15 protein-coding genes are annotated in these 14,776 nt (G+C 66.9%); 11 read left to right on the forward strand and 4 right to left on the reverse strand.

Translation table 11 applies throughout. From position 1 onward, the window contains the following. Positions 1 to 2: 2 nt before the first annotated feature. Positions 3 to 410: a hypothetical protein gene (locus tag TX88_RS06210; protein WP_044515429.1), complete on the forward strand. Its 408-nt coding sequence runs from the start codon at positions 3 to 5 to the stop codon at positions 408 to 410. Here TX88_RS06210 and TX88_RS06215 read toward each other — a convergent pair. After that, the gene (locus tag TX88_RS06215) at positions 407 to 1,258 is read right to left on the reverse strand and encodes an SDR family oxidoreductase (RefSeq protein WP_044515430.1); all 852 of its coding nucleotides are present in this window, start codon (positions 1,256 to 1,258) and stop codon (positions 407 to 409) included. The two genes, TX88_RS06210 and TX88_RS06215, sit on opposite strands and share 4 nt — an antisense overlap. Before the next feature lie 404 nt (positions 1,259 to 1,662). Here TX88_RS06215 and TX88_RS34180 point away from each other — a divergent pair, with 404 nt between their 5' ends. From TX88_RS34180 to TX88_RS06235, 4 genes are all read left to right on the forward strand, one after another. After that, positions 1,663 to 1,875, forward strand: a complete 213-nt coding sequence (locus TX88_RS34180; RefSeq protein ID WP_162563095.1) for a hypothetical protein — start codon at positions 1,663 to 1,665, stop codon at positions 1,873 to 1,875. A gap of 13 nt (positions 1,876 to 1,888) precedes the next feature. Then, on the forward strand, positions 1,889 to 2,416 hold the full coding sequence (locus TX88_RS06225) for a GNAT family N-acetyltransferase (protein WP_044515433.1): 528 nt from the start codon (positions 1,889 to 1,891) through the stop codon (positions 2,414 to 2,416). Continuing rightward, a complete protein-coding gene (locus TX88_RS06230) occupies positions 2,413 to 3,510 on the forward strand; it encodes an LLM class flavin-dependent oxidoreductase (RefSeq protein WP_044515434.1) in 1,098 nt (365 codons plus the stop codon). The genes TX88_RS06225 and TX88_RS06230 overlap by 4 nt, the downstream gene beginning before the upstream one ends. A 66-nt stretch (positions 3,511 to 3,576) precedes the next feature. Continuing rightward, positions 3,577 to 3,858 carry a hypothetical protein gene (locus tag TX88_RS06235; RefSeq protein WP_209446956.1) on the forward strand — a complete coding sequence of 94 codons (282 nt, stop codon included), beginning with the start codon at positions 3,577 to 3,579 and terminating at the stop codon, positions 3,856 to 3,858. On the opposite strand, the gene TX88_RS06240 is transcribed toward TX88_RS06235, so the two are convergent. Beyond that, the gene (locus TX88_RS06240) at positions 3,855 to 4,589 is read right to left on the reverse strand and encodes an MBL fold metallo-hydrolase (RefSeq protein ID WP_044515436.1); all 735 of its coding nucleotides are present in this window, start codon (positions 4,587 to 4,589) and stop codon (positions 3,855 to 3,857) included. The two genes, TX88_RS06235 and TX88_RS06240, sit on opposite strands and share 4 nt — an antisense overlap. A gap of 35 nt (positions 4,590 to 4,624) precedes the next feature. Between TX88_RS06240 and fgd the strand changes: the two genes are divergently transcribed. After that, complete coding sequence (gene fgd, locus TX88_RS06245) at positions 4,625 to 5,635, forward strand: glucose-6-phosphate dehydrogenase (coenzyme-F420) (RefSeq protein ID WP_044515437.1); 1,011 nt, start codon at positions 4,625 to 4,627, stop codon at positions 5,633 to 5,635. Here the strand turns inward: fgd and TX88_RS06250 are convergent, their stop codons facing one another. Beyond that, positions 5,636 to 6,397, reverse strand: a complete 762-nt coding sequence (locus TX88_RS06250) for a GntR family transcriptional regulator (protein WP_044515438.1) — start codon at positions 6,395 to 6,397, stop codon at positions 5,636 to 5,638. A 244-nt stretch (positions 6,398 to 6,641) separates the two neighbouring features. Here TX88_RS06250 and TX88_RS06255 point away from each other — a divergent pair, with 244 nt between their 5' ends. From TX88_RS06255 to TX88_RS06270, 4 genes are read left to right on the forward strand one after another with little or no spacing between them, the layout of a single operon-like run. Then, positions 6,642 to 8,198, forward strand: coding sequence for an APC family permease (locus tag TX88_RS06255; protein ID WP_044515440.1), 1,557 nt, complete (start codon positions 6,642 to 6,644; stop codon positions 8,196 to 8,198). Between the two features lie 30 nt (positions 8,199 to 8,228). Then, a complete protein-coding gene (locus TX88_RS06260; protein WP_044515442.1) occupies positions 8,229 to 9,551 on the forward strand; it encodes an aspartate aminotransferase family protein in 1,323 nt (440 codons plus the stop codon). Positions 9,552 to 9,584: 33 nt separating this feature from the next. Further along, a complete protein-coding gene (gene pta, locus TX88_RS06265) occupies positions 9,585 to 11,681 on the forward strand; it encodes a phosphate acetyltransferase (RefSeq protein WP_210742957.1) in 2,097 nt (698 codons plus the stop codon). Further along, positions 11,678 to 12,808, forward strand: coding sequence for an acetate kinase (locus TX88_RS06270; protein ID WP_044515444.1), 1,131 nt, complete (start codon positions 11,678 to 11,680; stop codon positions 12,806 to 12,808). The genes pta and TX88_RS06270 overlap by 4 nt, the downstream gene beginning before the upstream one ends. Before the next feature lie 6 nt (positions 12,809 to 12,814). On the opposite strand, the gene TX88_RS06275 is transcribed toward TX88_RS06270, so the two are convergent. Next, positions 12,815 to 13,810 (reverse strand): VWA domain-containing protein, encoded by a 996-nt coding sequence (locus tag TX88_RS06275; protein WP_209446957.1) that lies wholly within the window; start codon positions 13,808 to 13,810, stop codon positions 12,815 to 12,817. Between the two features lie 40 nt (positions 13,811 to 13,850). Between TX88_RS06275 and TX88_RS06280 the strand changes: the two genes are divergently transcribed. Next, on the forward strand, positions 13,851 to 14,771 hold the full coding sequence (locus tag TX88_RS06280) for a cytochrome c oxidase assembly protein (protein WP_044515445.1): 921 nt from the start codon (positions 13,851 to 13,853) through the stop codon (positions 14,769 to 14,771). Positions 14,772 to 14,776 lie beyond the last annotated feature (5 nt).

A 14,776-nucleotide genomic window follows, 5' to 3' on the forward strand; every position in this document is an offset into this window, starting at 1 on the left:
GCGTGTCACGCGGATCCGACGCGAAGAAGGCCCGCCGCCGCAAGCGGCAGGCCGACCGGGGTGTGAACCGGGTCTCGGCGGAGTCCGTCGACGAACTGGCGGACATCCCCGACGCTGTCGTCGCCGACCTGGCCGAGTTCGACGAGCGAATCACCCAGCGCGGCTGGGAGTTCGACGAGGAACAGTCGAACGACGACTACGCCGTGTGGTTCTACGAGCCGTCCGGGGCCCAGGTGGAAGACGGCCTGCCGGTGACCTCACTGTGGCTGGACGCGGCCGAGGACGGCGAGATCGTGCGGGTGGTGTTCGTCGGCAGCGTCGAGCGCTACGAGTTCGCGCACGAGGAATTGACCGGAGCCCTCGACGTGATCGAGGGCTACCGCGCCGGTCAGCCCCTGCCGGAGTTCTAGCTTTCGATGACTCCCTGGGCTGCCTGGGCCCGGTCCTCGTAGCTCTTGCGCTTGGCGGCGTCGAACTCCAGGAACACGCTGTCCAGGCCCAGCTTCTTGTTCATCCAGCGCCGGCCCTTGGGCGGCAGCATCTGCGCGGCCTGAGCGGTGAACCGCAGCGGCGGCGGTACGGACACGTGGGTCTTGGGCTTGTTGAGGGTCTTGATGATCGCTGCGGCGATGTCTTCGGGCTCGACCGGCTTGATCGCCCCGCTGGATTTGGTGCCCGAGATCAGATCGGTGTTGGTGAACGGCGGCATGACCACTGACACGTCCACCCCGTGCGGGGCCATCTCATCGGCCAGCGCGGTGGTCAGTCCCACCACGGCGTACTTGGCGCCGACGTAGACCACCTGGCCCGGCAGCGGGATCAGCCCCGACAGCGAGGCGATGTTGATGACGTGGCCGCTGCGGCGCTTAACCATCTCCGGCAGTGCCAGCTGGCAACCGGTGAGCACGCCGTAGACGTTGACCTCGATGGACGACCGGATCGACTGTTCGGACTGCTCCAGGAACGGGCCGATCGGCATGACGCCTGCGTTGTTGATCAGTACGTCGATGTGCCCACCGCCGTCGGTGCGGGCCTTGGCGAGGAACGTCTCGAACGACTCGCGGTCGGTGACGTCGAGCGGGTAGCCGGACACCGGGCCGAGCTTGCTCAGTTCGACGACGGCCGACTCCTGAAGAGCCACGTCACGGTCGCCGATGACGACGCGGGCACCGCGGGCCAGCAGGGCTTTGGCAGTGGCGTAACCGATGCCTCGCGCGGCGCCGGTGATCGCGATGGTCTTGCCCCTGATGTTGTCCATGGCGGCGAACTTTACACGTGTCAAGTTTTGCGCGGAAGGGGGTGATGAGGTCCGCCGTTCGCAGGGCTAGGCCATCTCCGCTGAACTAATGGGCCCCGTATGACGACTCTGCCGGGTAGGACCCCCACGACGGCGGCGACGGCCACGTCGGGTCCGCCGGGTAGCTCGAGTCGGCGGGATAGGACGACACGGGTGACGTCGCCGCGGCGGTGCCGGTACCGGCGAATGGCATGGAAATGGCCGCCCCGAACATCAATCCGGTGATGAGCATTTTCTTTGTGGCGCCCGACGCTGATCGAATCCCCATTTCGAACCCCTCCCCGGGTTGCAATGTATGGCGTGTCAAAGCAATCTGAGAATGCGCTCAGTGCCTGGTCAGTGCAACTTTTGAGGGGGCATTCGAAATGCCTTCATTGCCGAGGAAAATTAAATCTGAATTTCACCTTCCGGCTAAATGGGACGTTGAAATGTTGCTCAAGATCCGCCATTCCCGTGGTTGGGACCGGAGAGTGGTGTTTGCCGATGCGGTGTCGGTCGAGGCCGGCCCGGCGGGCGGACGGGGCAGGCTTTTAATCAGGCTGATCGTGGTTGGAATGGTGTGGCCCGATGTGCGTTGAAACTGCCGTGGGTATGCAAACGGTGGTTAAGTCAGCCCCCGTGAGTGGTGTGCAGTTCGTAGCGGTCGGCCTGGATGATCCACTGGCCGCCCCGCTGCTGGCCGAGTTGTCGGTCGAGTACTCGGGGCGTTACGGCGGGACACCCGAGTTGATGATGGGCTGGCTGCGCGGAAAGTCCGCCGACGAGTTCGCCCCGCCCGGCGGCGGGCTGTACATCGGCGTGCTCGACGGCGTGCCGGTCACCGGCGGCGCCTTCACCCGATTCGACGCCGAGACCGCCGAACTCAAACGCACCTGGACCGACAGTCGCTTCCGGAAACGCGGTCATGCCGCGGCGCTGCTCGCCCACCTGGAGCTCGAGATCGCCGCACGCGGATACCGCAGGGTCTATCTGACGACCGGTCACCTCCAGCCCGAGGCCGAAGCCCTCTACGACTCGGCGGGTTACACCCGGCTGATCGCCCCGTTGCCGCCCGAGGGGGAGGGAACCGTCTTCCCGATCGCGTTCGAGAAGGAGCTGCCGGGGGAGGCGGCCACATGACGGTGCCGCTCTCGATTCTCGACCTGGCCCCCATCAGTGCCGGGGGCGACGCGGTGACCGCACTGCGCAACACCGTCGACCTGGCTCAGCACGCCGAACAGTGGGGCTTTCAACGGTATTGGGTTGCCGAGCATCATTTCGTGTCGGTGGCCAGCTCGTCACCCGCCGTTCTGGTGGGGCAGATCGCCGCGGCCACCGAACGGATCAGGGTCGGCACCGCGGCAGTGCAACTCGGTCACACGACCGCCGTCGCCGTGGTGGAGAGCTTCGGCACGCTGGCCGCGTTCCATCCCGGCCGGATCGATCTGGGGGTGGGCCGCTCGGGGCAGAAACGCGCCGAAGCGGTACGGGACAAGCCCCGCGAGCCACGGCCGCCGAGGGAGTGGCACGAGGTCGACGGTGTGGTGGTCCCGGCGCCCTTCGACGTCAGCGCGCTGATGCGCGATCCGAAGTTGCGGTCCCGGATGGCGGTGTTGCAGCAACCCGAAGCTGTCACACCGGATTTCGCCGAACAGCTGGATGACATCCTGGCCATGCTCGCCGGCCGCTATGAGGTCGGTACGGCCGTTCCCGGCGCAGGCGCCGGCCTGACCCCGTGGGTGTTCGGCAGCAGCAAGGGGCAGAGCGCCCGTGTCGCCGCCGCGCGTGGGCTGCCGTTCGTGGCCAGCTATCACATCACCCCCGCCACCGCGCTGGAGGCAATCGAGGTGTACCGCAACGGATTCACCCCGTCGGAGTACTTGTCCGAACCGCACGTGGCGGTATCGGCCGATGTGGTGGTGGCCGAGGATGAAGCCACCGCGCGGTACCTGGCTTCCAGCTACGGCCACTGGGTCTACTCGATCCGGGCCGGCGGCGGCGCGGTTCCCTACCCGGACCCGGCCGACTGCGGACCGCTGTCCGACGAACAGCTGGAGGTGGTCCGGGACCGTACCGCAACGCAATTCGTCGGAGACCCTGATCAGGTGGCCGCGCGACTGGAGGCCCTCCAACGGGTGAGCGGGGCGGACGAACTCGTCATCACCTCGGTGACGCACCGGCACGAGGACCGTTTGCGCTCCCACCGGCTGATAGCTGAGCGGTGGGGCAGTTAGCGACTAGGCTGGCCCCCGGAGCTGTTGTCACCGCTAGGGGGGTATTTGCCGAGCCTGCAGGTAATCGTGGGATCGCTGCTGCTGGTAGCGGCTGCGGTGGTGTTCGCGACCGGGGTGGCTTTGCGGCTGTTCATCGGTCGTCGGGCGGACTCGGCGGAATCACGTCGACGGATGCATGCATTCCGTCAGACCAAGTTTGCCCGGGTGCTGTTCGGTTCGGTGTACGACGACGAGGTGTTCGACCCCGACGAGCTCGATCAGATGGTCCTGATGCCGACGATCGTGCTGGCCTGCGGCCTGTGCCTGACCGGGTTCTTCCTGCTCGGCTACCGCATCCTGCAGCACTAGGCGTGCCGGGCCGCCGCAGCGGAGGCGGCGTCGGCGATCGATCCGCGCCACAGCGGCCCGTGTCCGGGCAGCATCACGTCGGCCTCGACTGCCGCCAGCGTCTTCAGGCTGGTCAGGCAGCCCTGTTCGTCGTGGTTGAACAGGGCGGGCAGCAGCGTCGGGCCGGTGTGCCGCAGCAGCGGATGTCCGGTGACCAGGGCGTCGCCGCTGACCAGAACCCCGTCGACGATGAAGGAACAGTGCCCGCCGGTGTGGCCCGGGGTGGGGACCGGCACCGGATTGCCCGGGAGATCGTCGTCGTCGGTCAGTGCCCGCGCGGTCGGGATGCCGGCGTGGTTCATCCCGCCCTTGGCGGTGATGGTGGCCGCCCACTTCAGCCAGCGGGGCTGCCAGATGTTGCGGACCACGTCCGCCGGCGCGGCCTGCTCCAGATACTCACGCTTGGTGTGCCCGAGTTCGGTGCTGTGGCAAAACACCGGTGTGCCATGGGTTTTCGCCAACCAGATGGCGGTCCCGAAGTGGTCGATGTGGGCGTGGGTCAGCAGGACGGCGGCGATGTCGTCGACGGTGAACCCGAGCCGGCGGACCGAGCCGATGACGTCCTCGCGCTGCCCAGGGAACCCCGCGTCGATCAGCATGACCCGGTTTCCGTCGGTCACCAGCGTCCAGTTCACCAAGTCGGTCTGTGCGAAGTGCACATGCTCGGTGATCGCGGTCAGGGCTGCTGCCATGTCGCGAGTTTAGGCATAGGAGTAGAAACGAACCCGTGGCTGAACTGAAACTGGGATACAAGGCATCGGCGGAGCAGTTTGCCCCGCGTGAACTCGTCGAGCTGGCAGTGCTGGCCGAAGCGGCGGGAATGGACAGTGCGACGGTCAGCGACCATTTCCAGCCCTGGCGCCACGAGGGCGGACACGCACCGTTCTCTCTGGCCTGGATGACGGCGGTGGGCGAGCGCACCGAGCGGCTGATGCTGGGCACATCGGTGCTCACGCCGACGTTCCGGTACAACCCGGCGGTGATCGCGCAGGCGTTCGCGACCATGGGCTGCCTGTACCCGGGCCGGATCTTCCTGGGCGTGGGCACCGGTGAGGCGCTCAACGAGATCGCCACCGGCTACGTCGGGGAGTGGCCCGAGTTCAAGGAGCGCTTCGCCCGGCTGCGCGAGTCGGTGAAGCTCATGCGCGAGCTGTGGGTGGGCGACCGCGTCGATTTCGACGGTGAGTACTACAAGCTCAAGGGCGCCTCGATCTACGACGTGCCCGAGGGCGGCATCCCGGTGTACATCGCCGCGGGCGGCCCGGTGGTGGCCAAGTACGCGGGCCGCGCGGGCGACGGCTTCATCTGCACCTCCGGCAAGGGTGAGGAGCTGTACAAGGACAAGCTCATCCCCGCCGTGAAGGAAGGGGCCGAGGCCGCCGGGCGCAATCCCGACGACATCGACCGGATGATCGAGATCAAGATCTCCTACGATCCCGACCCCGAGCTGGCGCTGGAGAACACCCGGTTCTGGGCGCCGCTGTCGCTGACACCCGAGCAGAAGCACTCGATCGACGATCCGATCGAGATGGAGAAGGCCGCCGACGCGCTGCCCATCGAGCAGGTCGCCAAGCGCTGGATCGTCGCGTCGGATCCCGACGAGGCGGTCGAGAAGGTCGGCCAGTACGTCAAGTGGGGCCTGAACCACCTGGTCTTCCACGCCCCCGGCCACGACCAGCGCCGATTCCTCGACCTGTTCAAGAAGGACCTGGAGCCCCGGCTGCGCAAGCTGGGCTGATCAGGCGCTGCTGACTGATCGCTGAACCGCGCCGACCGCTCCGTGGCTCGTTGCCGTGAGCCGGACCCGGTCGGCGCGGAACAGATCGCAGGCGTACTCGAACGGCTCGCCACTGCTGTCGCGCGTGATGCGGGTGATCGCCAACAGCGGCTTGCGGTGGGCGATGTCGAGCCATTGGGCCTCGCGGGGGCTGGCGCTGACCACTTCGATGGTCTCGGTGGTGACAGCGGGCGCCAGCCCGTAGCGCACCCGCACCAACTCGTAGAGCGAGCCGCCGAGCGGTTGTTCCAGCAGGTCCTCCATGCGCTCGGCCACGAAGCAGGACAGATCCACCGACAGCGGCACGCCGTCGGCGTAGCGCAGCCTGCGGATCGTGAATATCTCTGCGCCATCGGCGATTTCGAGCGCATGCGACTCCACCTGGGTGGCCGGCCTGCGGTCCGTCGCCAGCACCCGGGTGGCGCTGCTGTGGCCGCCGCTGTGCAATCGGGCGGGAAGCCCGGCCAACTCGGCCGCGTTGCGTTCCACGACGTCGGCCCGCACGAACGTGCCGCCGTTGCGCCCGGTCCGGCGCTCCAGCACACCTGCCTGGCTCAACGGCAGTAGTGCGCTGCGCAGCGTGGATCGCGACACCGCGAAGCTCTCCGCCATCTCACGCTCGGTGCCCAGCCGCGAGCCGGGGCGCAGGGTGCCCAGGGCCAGCATGGACAGGATGCGCCGGCGTACGTCCTCGGCTACAGGGCCGCCCGGTGTCATGGACATGCCCCGAGTCTGAACCAAATCGAGCCCGTAGAGCAGACCAAAAACAGCCGATTTACCTGGCTGTTGCACGACTCCCAGGTTCGAAACATGACGGCAACAAAGGGCTTGACCCGCAACAATTTTCGAGTTGCCCAATGATCTGGGCGGGATAACAATGTGCTGCGTCGCACCACAATGCTGTCGTCGACGCCAAACAATCAGACCAAATAGTGGTCCGAAAACCGTCCTTCAGTTAGGACCCGCAATGAGCGAGATCATCGATCCGCCGGCCCCGTCCGGTGCCTCCATCCAACGCCTCAAACCCAACGCCGTGGGACTGGTCGGCGTGCTGTTCATGGCGGTCGCCACGGCCGCTCCCATCACAGCCATGGTCGGCAACGTGCCGATCGCGGTCGGTTTCGGCAACGGCGCCTATGCGCCCGCCGGATACTTCGTCGCCACCATCGTGCTGACCCTGTTCGCCATCGGCTATGCCGCGATGAGCAAGCACATCACCGCCACCGGCGCCTTCTACGGGTACATCTCGCACGGCCTGGGCCGCGTCGTCGGCCTGGGAGCGGGATTCCTCACCGCCCTGGCCTACATGGTGTTCGAGGCGTCGCTGATCGGCATCTTCTCGTTCTTCGGAAACGATCTGTTCAAATCGTTCTTCAACATCGACGTGCCGTGGGTCCTGTTCGCGGTGGTGATGCTGGCCGTGAACGCCGTACTGACCTATTTCGACATCAACCTGGCGGCCAAGGTGCTCGGGGTCTTCCTGATCACCGAGATCATCATGCTGGCCATGATGGCGCTGTCGGTGGTGTTCACCGGTGGCGGCCCGCAGGGCTGGTCGCTGGGATCGCTCAACCCGCTCAACGGTTTCCAGAGTCTCTCCGGTGAGGTGGCCGGTGTCGACGGCAGCATGATCACAGTCGCCGGTTCGGCCGGAGTCGGCCTGTTCTTCGCGTTCTGGTCGTGGGTGGGCTTCGAGTCCAGCGCCATGTACGGCGAAGAGTCCCGAAACCCCAAGAAGATCATCCCGATTGCGGTGATCTGTTCGGTCGTCGGCATCGGCGCGTTCTACGTCATCGTCTCGTGGCTGGCGATCGTCGGCACCGGCCCGCAGAATGCCATTGCGCTGGCGCAGGATTCGACCACGGCGGGAGACATCTTCTTCACCCCGGTGCACGAGCATCTGGGACAGTGGGCCGTCGACCTGTTCAAGATCCTGCTGATGACGGGCTCGTTCGCCTGCGGCATGGCATTCCACAACTGCGCCGCGCGCTACCTGTACGCCATCGGCCGGGAGAACGTCATCCCGGGCATGCGCAAGACCATCGGCGCCACCCACCCGGTGCACGGCTCACCGCACATCGCCGGATTCGTGCAGACAGGTTTCGCCACCGTGGTGGTGCTGTTCTTCGACATCACCGGCCGCGACCCCTACACCGGTCTCTACGGCCTGATGGCGTTGCTGGGCACCACCGCCATCATGATCGTGCAGGCACTGGCGGCATTCTCGGTGATCTCGTTCTTCCACGTGCAGAAGCGGCATCCCGAGACCTCGAACTGGTTCACCACCTTCCTGGCTCCCCTGCTGGGCGGGATGGGCATGCTCTACGTCATCTACCTGCTCGCCAAGAACGCGTCGTTTGCTGCGGGTTCAGCCGCTTCGGACTGGATCTTCACGTCGATCCCGTATGTTGTTGGCATCGCCGGAATCGGTGGTGTGCTGTGGGCGCTGTTCCTGAAATTCAAGGATCCGCAACGCTATTCCGATCTCGGGCGCACAGTGTTGGAGGAAGCGCACGAACGTTAGCGGGGCGTGCGGGTGGCGAAAGGAAGTGCCATGGGGTTCTCGAACATCATGGACTCCAACAGCTATTCGGGGGGTCTGGCGACCGATCCCGACACCGAACGGCTGATCGAGGCCCGTGCCCACCTGCTGGGCCCGGCGTACCGGCTGTTCTACGAACGGCCGGTACACCTGGTCCGGGGCAGCGGCAGTCACCTGTTCGACGCGGACGGCGGGCGCTACCTCGACGCCTACAACAACGTCGTCAGCGTCGGCCATTGCCACCCGCGCGTGGTGGCCGCCATCACCCGCCAGGCCGAGACGCTCAACACCCACACCCGGTATCTGCACGACGGCATCGTGGACTACTCGCAGCGGCTGTTGGCCACGCTCCCAGGGGAAGTCGACCAGGTGATGTACGCCTGCACCGGCTCGGAGGCCAATGATCTGGCCCTGCGGGTGGCCCAGATGTACACCGGGGCACGCGGCGTGATCGTCACCCGGGACGCCTACCACGGCAATACCGAAGCGGTGACGGCGATTTCACCGTCGATCGGTGGCGCGACCACCATCGGTCCGCATGTGCGCGCGGTGGCCGCCCCGGACAGTTACCGCTCCGGCGGTGATGTGGCGGGCCGGTTCCTGGCCGAGGTGGAAGCCGCGATCGCCGACCTGTCGGCGGCAGGCCACGGCCTGAGCTGCCTGATCGTGGACACCTTCTTCTCATCCGACGGCATCTACCCCGACCCCTCGGTGCTGGCGCCCGCGGTGGCGGCGGTACGTGCGGCCGGCGGGGTGTTCCTCGCGGACGAGGTGCAACCCGGCTTCGGCCGCACCGGGGAGGCGATGTGGGGCTTCACCCGCCACGGCGTCGTGCCCGACCTGGTCACCATGGGCAAGCCGATGGCCAACGGGTTGCCGGTGGCGGCGATGGCCGCCCGCGGTGAGGTGCTCGAGGCGTTCGCTCGGGAGGTGCCGTACTTCAACACGTTCGGTGGCAACCCGGTGTCGATGGCGGCGGCAAGCGCGGTGCTCGACGTCATCGAGGACGAGCAGCTGATGGCCAATGCCGCCAAGGTGGGTACCGCGCTGCGCGACGAGATCGCCCGGGTGGCCGTCGACAATCCGCGTATCGGGGATGTTCGCGGGGCCGGTCTCTACGTCGGCGTCGAGATGGTGACCGACCGCGAGAGCTCAGGCCCCGACCGGGCCGCAGCGCACGATCTGGTCAACGCGATGCGGGACCGCAAAGTGCTCATCTCGGTTTGCGGAGCGGAGGGCAGTGTGCTGAAGGTGAGACCCCCGCTGGTATTCTCTCTGTCGGATGTGGACTGGTTCTGCACCGAATTCGCCGATGCGCTGCGGGAGCTGCGCTGAGCAAAAGCAGAGCATCTGGCTGTCCAAACCCTGATGAGGGAAGCTGTATCAGTGCCAGAGGCAGTTGTCGCTACGGCGATCTATATTGCGTCGCCCGAAGGTGACACCGGCAAGTCGACGATTGCGCTCGGCATTCTCCACCGACTTGCTGCGACCGTGCCGAGGGTGGGGGTCTTCCGCCCGATCACCCGGCTGGGCGAGGACCGCGACTACATCCTCGAACTGCTGCTGGCCGGTACCACGGCGGGGCTGAGTTACGACGAGTGTGTCGGGGTCAGCTACCAGCAGGTACACGAGGATCCCGAGGTCGCGATCGCCGACATCGTCGACCGGTTCCACCGCGTGGCCGAACGGTGCGATGCCGTGCTGATCGTCGGCAGCGACTACACCGATGTCGCCACGCCCAGCGAGCTGAGCATGAACGCGCGCATCGCGGTCAACCTCGGCGCCCCCGTGGTGCTCGCGGTCAAGGCCGCCGACCGCACGCCCGACGAGGTGGCCCACGTGGTCGAGGTGTGTCTGGCCGAGCTGAACCACCAGCATGCGCATGCCGCGGCAGTCGTCGCCAACCGGTGTGACCCAGCGCAGCTGACCGCGGTGGCCGAGGCTCTCAAACCGCTCGGCCCGCCCGCCTACGTGCTTCCCGAGGAGCCGTTGCTGGTGGCACCGTCGGTGGCCGAACTGAAGGTGGCGGTCGACGGCACGGTGATCGCGGGGGACCCGGAGCTGCTGTCCCGTGAGGCGATGGGTGTGCTGGTGGCGGGCATGACCGCCGAGCATGTGCTGGAGCGCCTGACCGAGGGTGTCGCGGTAGTGACCCCGGGTGACCGGTCCGACGTGGTGCTGGCCGTGGTGAGTGCCCATGCCGCAGAAGGATTTCCGTCACTGTCCTGCATCATCCTCAACGGCGGGCTCGAACTGCACCCGGCCATCGCCTCGTTGGTCGACGGGCTGGGGCTGCGGTTGCCCATCGTGGCCACCGAGTACGGAACCTTCGAGACCGCCAGCCGGGTCGCCGGCGCGCGCGGCCGGGTCACCGCGAAATCGCAGCGCAAGATCGACACCGCGCTGGCGCTGATGGACAAGCATGTCGACGTCAACGATCTGCTGGCGCAGTTGAGCATCCCGATCCCCGCGGTCACCACGCCGCAGATGTTCACCTACCAACTGCTCGACCAGGCCCGCTCCGACCGCAAGCGCATCGTCTTGCCCGAGGGCACCGACGACCGCATCCTCAGGGCCGCGGGCCGGCTGCTGCAGCACGAGGTCGCCGAGCTGACCATCCTCGGCGAGGAAAGTCAGATCCGTTCCCGGGCAGCAGAACTCGGGGTGAACCTCGACGCGGCCGTCGTCCTCGATCCGCGTACCAGTGAGTTGTGCGACCAGTTCGCCGAGCAGTACGCCGAACTCCGGCGCAAGAAGGGCGTGACGGTCGAGCAGGCCCGCGAGATCATCCACGACGTCTCCTACTTCGGCACGATGCTGGTGCACAACAAGATGGTGGACGGCATGGTGTCGGGCGCCGCGCACACCACCGCACACACCGTGCGTCCCGCCTTCGAGATCATCCGTACCGCGCCGGGAATCTCGACGGTGTCGAGCATCTTCCTGATGTGCCTGGCCGACCGCGTGCTGGCCTACGGCGACTGCGCGATCGTGCCCGATCCGACCTCCGAGCAACTCGCCGACATCGCGATCTCCTCGGCCCGCACCGCGGCGCAGTTCGGCATCGATCCGCGGGTGGCCATGCTGTCGTATTCGACAGGCACCTCGGGCACCGGCGCCGATGTCGACAAGGTCAGGGCGGCAACCGAACTGGTGCGCCAACGCGATCCCGATCTGTTGGTCGAGGGGCCGATCCAGTACGACGCCGCGGTGGAGCCATCGGTCGCGCTGACCAAGATGCCCGATTCGCCGGTGGCGGGCCGGGCCACGGTGCTGATCTTCCCGGACCTCAACACCGGCAACAACACCTACAAGGCCGTGCAACGCAGTGCCGGCGCCATCGCGATCGGCCCGGTGCTGCAGGGCTTGAACAAGCCGGTCAACGATCTGTCCCGAGGAGCGCTGGTGGAGGACATCGTCAACACCGTGGCGATCACGGCGATTCAGGCACAGGGCGACTCATGACGGTTCTGGTGGTCAATTCCGGTTCGTCCTCGCTGAAATACGCGGTGGTCAAACCGGATTCGGGAGAGTTTCTGGCCGACGGCATCATCGAGCAGATCGGCTCGGCGCAGGTGCCCGATCATGACGCCGCGCTGCGGGCCGCGTTCGACGAACTGGCCGGTCAGGGTCTGCACCTGGACACCCTGGGCCTGGTGGCAGTGGGGCACCGGGTCGTGCACGGCGGCAAGACCTTCTATCAGCCCACCCTGATCGACGGTGACCTGATCGCCAAGCTCGAAGAGCTGTCGCCGCTGGCCCCGCTGCACAATCCGCCGGCCATCCTCGGTATCGAGGTGGCCCGCAAGCTGCTTCCCGATCTGCCCCACGTCGCGGTCTTCGACACTGCCTTCTTCCACAACCTGCCGGCGGCCGCGGCGACCTACGCCATCGATCGCGAGGTGGCCGAGCGCTGGGGCATCCGCCGGTTCGGCTTCCACGGCACCTCGCACCAGTACGTCAGCCAGCAGGCCGCCGCCCTGCTCGATCGGCCCTACGAGTCGCTGAATCAGATTGTCCTGCATCTGGGTAACGGTGCGTCGGCGTCGGCGATCGCCGGCGGACGGCCGGTGGACACCTCGATGGGCCTGACGCCGATGGAGGGCCTGGTGATGGGCACCCGCAGCGGCGATGTCGACCCGGGCATCATCATGTATCTGTGCCGCGCGGCCGGTATGGGTGTCGAGGAAGTCGACACGATGCTCAACCGCCGGTCGGGCGTACTTGGTCTCGGCGGCGAGAACGACTTCCGCAAATTGCACGCCCGGATGAAATCCGGCGATGAGGACGCGCAATTGGCTTACGACGTCTACATCCACCGGCTGCGCAAGTACGTCGGTGCGTACCTGGCGGTGCTGGGCCGGACCGATGTCATCAGCTTCACCGCGGGGGTGGGCGAGAACGACGCCGCGGTACGCCGCGACGCGCTGGCCGGGCTGTCCGGGCTGGGGATCGAGATCGACGAGGAACTCAACGCGACCCGGTCGCGCGAGGCTCGACGCATCTCGGCACCGGACTCGCGGGTGACGGTGCTGGTGGTGCCGACCAATGAGGAGCTGGCGATCGCGCGGGCCAGCGCGGCCCTGGTCTGACCTGGATCAGCCCGGCAATCGCCGATTGAGCACGAGCCCGGCCATGGCCGCTGCGGCCAGCGTCAGTGTGGCGAGAACGATCCATCCGGCGCTGGCATCGGCGGGGACGAGCTGGAACCCGATCTGCTGTTGCAGCGTGCCGTACACCTCCTCCAGGGACCCGACTGTGTCGGCGTGGAACACCCGGCCGTCGCCGGAGAGCTTGCTGATCTCCTGCAACGTCTGATCGTCAACGGGCACTGCGATTTTCTGGTCGTTGAGGTTGACGTAGCCGTCCGGGGTGCCGAAGGAGATGGCCGAGATCGGGACGCCCTGGGCCTGGGCGGCGCGGGCGGCGGCGAACGCGCCACGTGGCTGCTCGGGGTCCAGCGGCACGGTTTCCTTGCCGTCGGACTCCAGCACGATCCGCGCGGGCGGTGGGCCGTCACCTCCTCCGATCACTCCGCTGACTGTCGCGATCGCCTGCAGTGCGGTGTAGATGCCCTCCCCGGTCGCGGTGCGCTCGGCCGCTTCGAGCTTGTCGATCGCGGCCTTCATCGGCGCTCGCTTGGTCGTGGGTGGCACCAACAGCGTTGCGGTACCGGCGAATGCGACCAATCCGAGGTTGACGCTCGGGTTGAGTCCGTCGACGAACTTCTTGCCCGCCTCCTTGGCAGCCGTCAGCCGGCTGGGGGCGACGTCGGTGGCGGCCATCGATTCCGAGACGTCGATGACCAGCATGACCACCGCATTATTGCGCGGTATCAGGTGATCGCGGGTCGGGTCTGCCAACGCGACGGTCAGCAGCAGCAGGGAGATCAGCAGCAACGCCGCAGGCGCGTGCCGCAGCCGGCGGATGCGTCGAGGGGCCACCGCGGCCAGCACGTGCATGTTGGCGAACCGGAGCACCGGGGTGCCTTTCGCCCGTAGCCGGTAGACGTAGAGCGCGAGCATTCCGACCGCGACCAGTGCGCACAGGAAGAACCAGCGGTGCTGGAATCCCGACAACGACAAAGCGTTCACGCCCTGAGGCTCGGACCGCAGCCCTCACAACGCCAGCACAATGGCCTGGCGGAATGCTGCCAGGTTCGGGGCGTACGTTCGCGCTGTGTTTGGGGTGGCCCTGCTGCTGATCCTCGTCGTCGGCGCGGGCTACTACCTGTGCCATCGGCGCGCGCGAGGCGCCACTGGTGTCGGGCAGCGCCAGTTCTGGTGCTTCGGTGCCGGGATGGCGTGCTGGCTGTTCGCCACCCAGGGGGCCGTTGCGCACTACGCCCTCGTCTTGTTCTGGGTGCGGGCGCTGCAGGTGCTGCTGTTGCTGTACGTGGTGCCGTTCCTGCTGGCGTCGGGCCGGCCGGTGACCGCGCTGCGTGAGGCCTCGAGCCCGAATGCCCGCGTGCGGATCGACGCGGCGCTCGGGTCGCGGGTGGCCCGGGTGGTGCTGTCACCGCCGGCGACGTCGGTGCTGATGCTGGCGACGCCGTGGCTGCTCTACCTGACTCCGTGGTACGTCGCTGCGTTGGTCAACCCGGTGATCGCGGATCTGACCAGCATCGCGTTGTCCGCCATAGGTTTCTGCTACTTCTACGCGCGTTTGCAGTCGGACCCCGTTCCACGGCGGTACTCGCCCCTGCTGTCGATCTGCGTCAGCGTGGCCGAGGGCCTTGGCGACGGCGTCCTCGGCCTGGTGCTGTGGCTGGGTCCACTGATCGCCTACGACTATTACTCTGCGCTGCACCGGGATTGGGGACCCAGCCTGCGCGACGACCAGACCCTGGGCGCCGGGGTGCTGTGGATTCTGGGCGACGTGCTGGGCATCCCGTTCATCATGGTGTTGATGCGGAAGCTGGGCTCCCATGAGCGCACGCGCGCCGCCGAGGTGGACGCCGAGATCGACGCCGGAATCGAGGAGCGGCGCGCTACCGGAAGTTCCGCGCTCTGGTGGGAATCCGACCCGCAACTGCGGGACCGGTATCACCGCTGAAGGGC

Origin of the sequence: Mycolicibacterium septicum DSM 44393 (assembly GCF_000455325.1) — a bacterium.
In the GTDB taxonomy this organism is placed as follows: domain Bacteria; phylum Actinomycetota; class Actinomycetes; order Mycobacteriales; family Mycobacteriaceae; genus Mycobacterium; species Mycobacterium septicum.

What these genes read in the sequence shown, in the direction of transcription:
- TX88_RS06215 (WP_044515430.1), bottom strand. Translation starts at nt 1,258, where the DNA reads ATGGACAACATCAGGGGCAAGACCATCGCGATCACCGGCGCCGCGCGA.
- TX88_RS06255 (WP_044515440.1), top strand. Translation starts at nt 6,642, where the DNA reads ATGAGCGAGATCATCGATCCGCCGGCCCCGTCCGGTGCCTCCATCCAA.
- TX88_RS06225 (WP_044515433.1), top strand. Translation starts at nt 1,889, where the DNA reads ATGCAAACGGTGGTTAAGTCAGCCCCCGTGAGTGGTGTGCAGTTCGTA.
- TX88_RS06280 (WP_044515445.1), top strand. Translation starts at nt 13,851, where the DNA reads ATGGCCTGGCGGAATGCTGCCAGGTTCGGGGCGTACGTTCGCGCTGTG.
- TX88_RS34180 (WP_162563095.1), top strand. Translation starts at nt 1,663, where the DNA reads ATGCCTTCATTGCCGAGGAAAATTAAATCTGAATTTCACCTTCCGGCT.
- pta (WP_210742957.1), top strand. Translation starts at nt 9,585, where the DNA reads ATGAGGGAAGCTGTATCAGTGCCAGAGGCAGTTGTCGCTACGGCGATC.
- TX88_RS06270 (WP_044515444.1), top strand. Translation starts at nt 11,678, where the DNA reads ATGACGGTTCTGGTGGTCAATTCCGGTTCGTCCTCGCTGAAATACGCG.
- TX88_RS06240 (WP_044515436.1), bottom strand. Translation starts at nt 4,589, where the DNA reads ATGGCAGCAGCCCTGACCGCGATCACCGAGCATGTGCACTTCGCACAG.
- TX88_RS06250 (WP_044515438.1), bottom strand. Translation starts at nt 6,397, where the DNA reads ATGTCCATGACACCGGGCGGCCCTGTAGCCGAGGACGTACGCCGGCGC.
- TX88_RS06260 (WP_044515442.1), top strand. Translation starts at nt 8,229, where the DNA reads ATGGGGTTCTCGAACATCATGGACTCCAACAGCTATTCGGGGGGTCTG.
- TX88_RS06230 (WP_044515434.1), top strand. Translation starts at nt 2,413, where the DNA reads ATGACGGTGCCGCTCTCGATTCTCGACCTGGCCCCCATCAGTGCCGGG.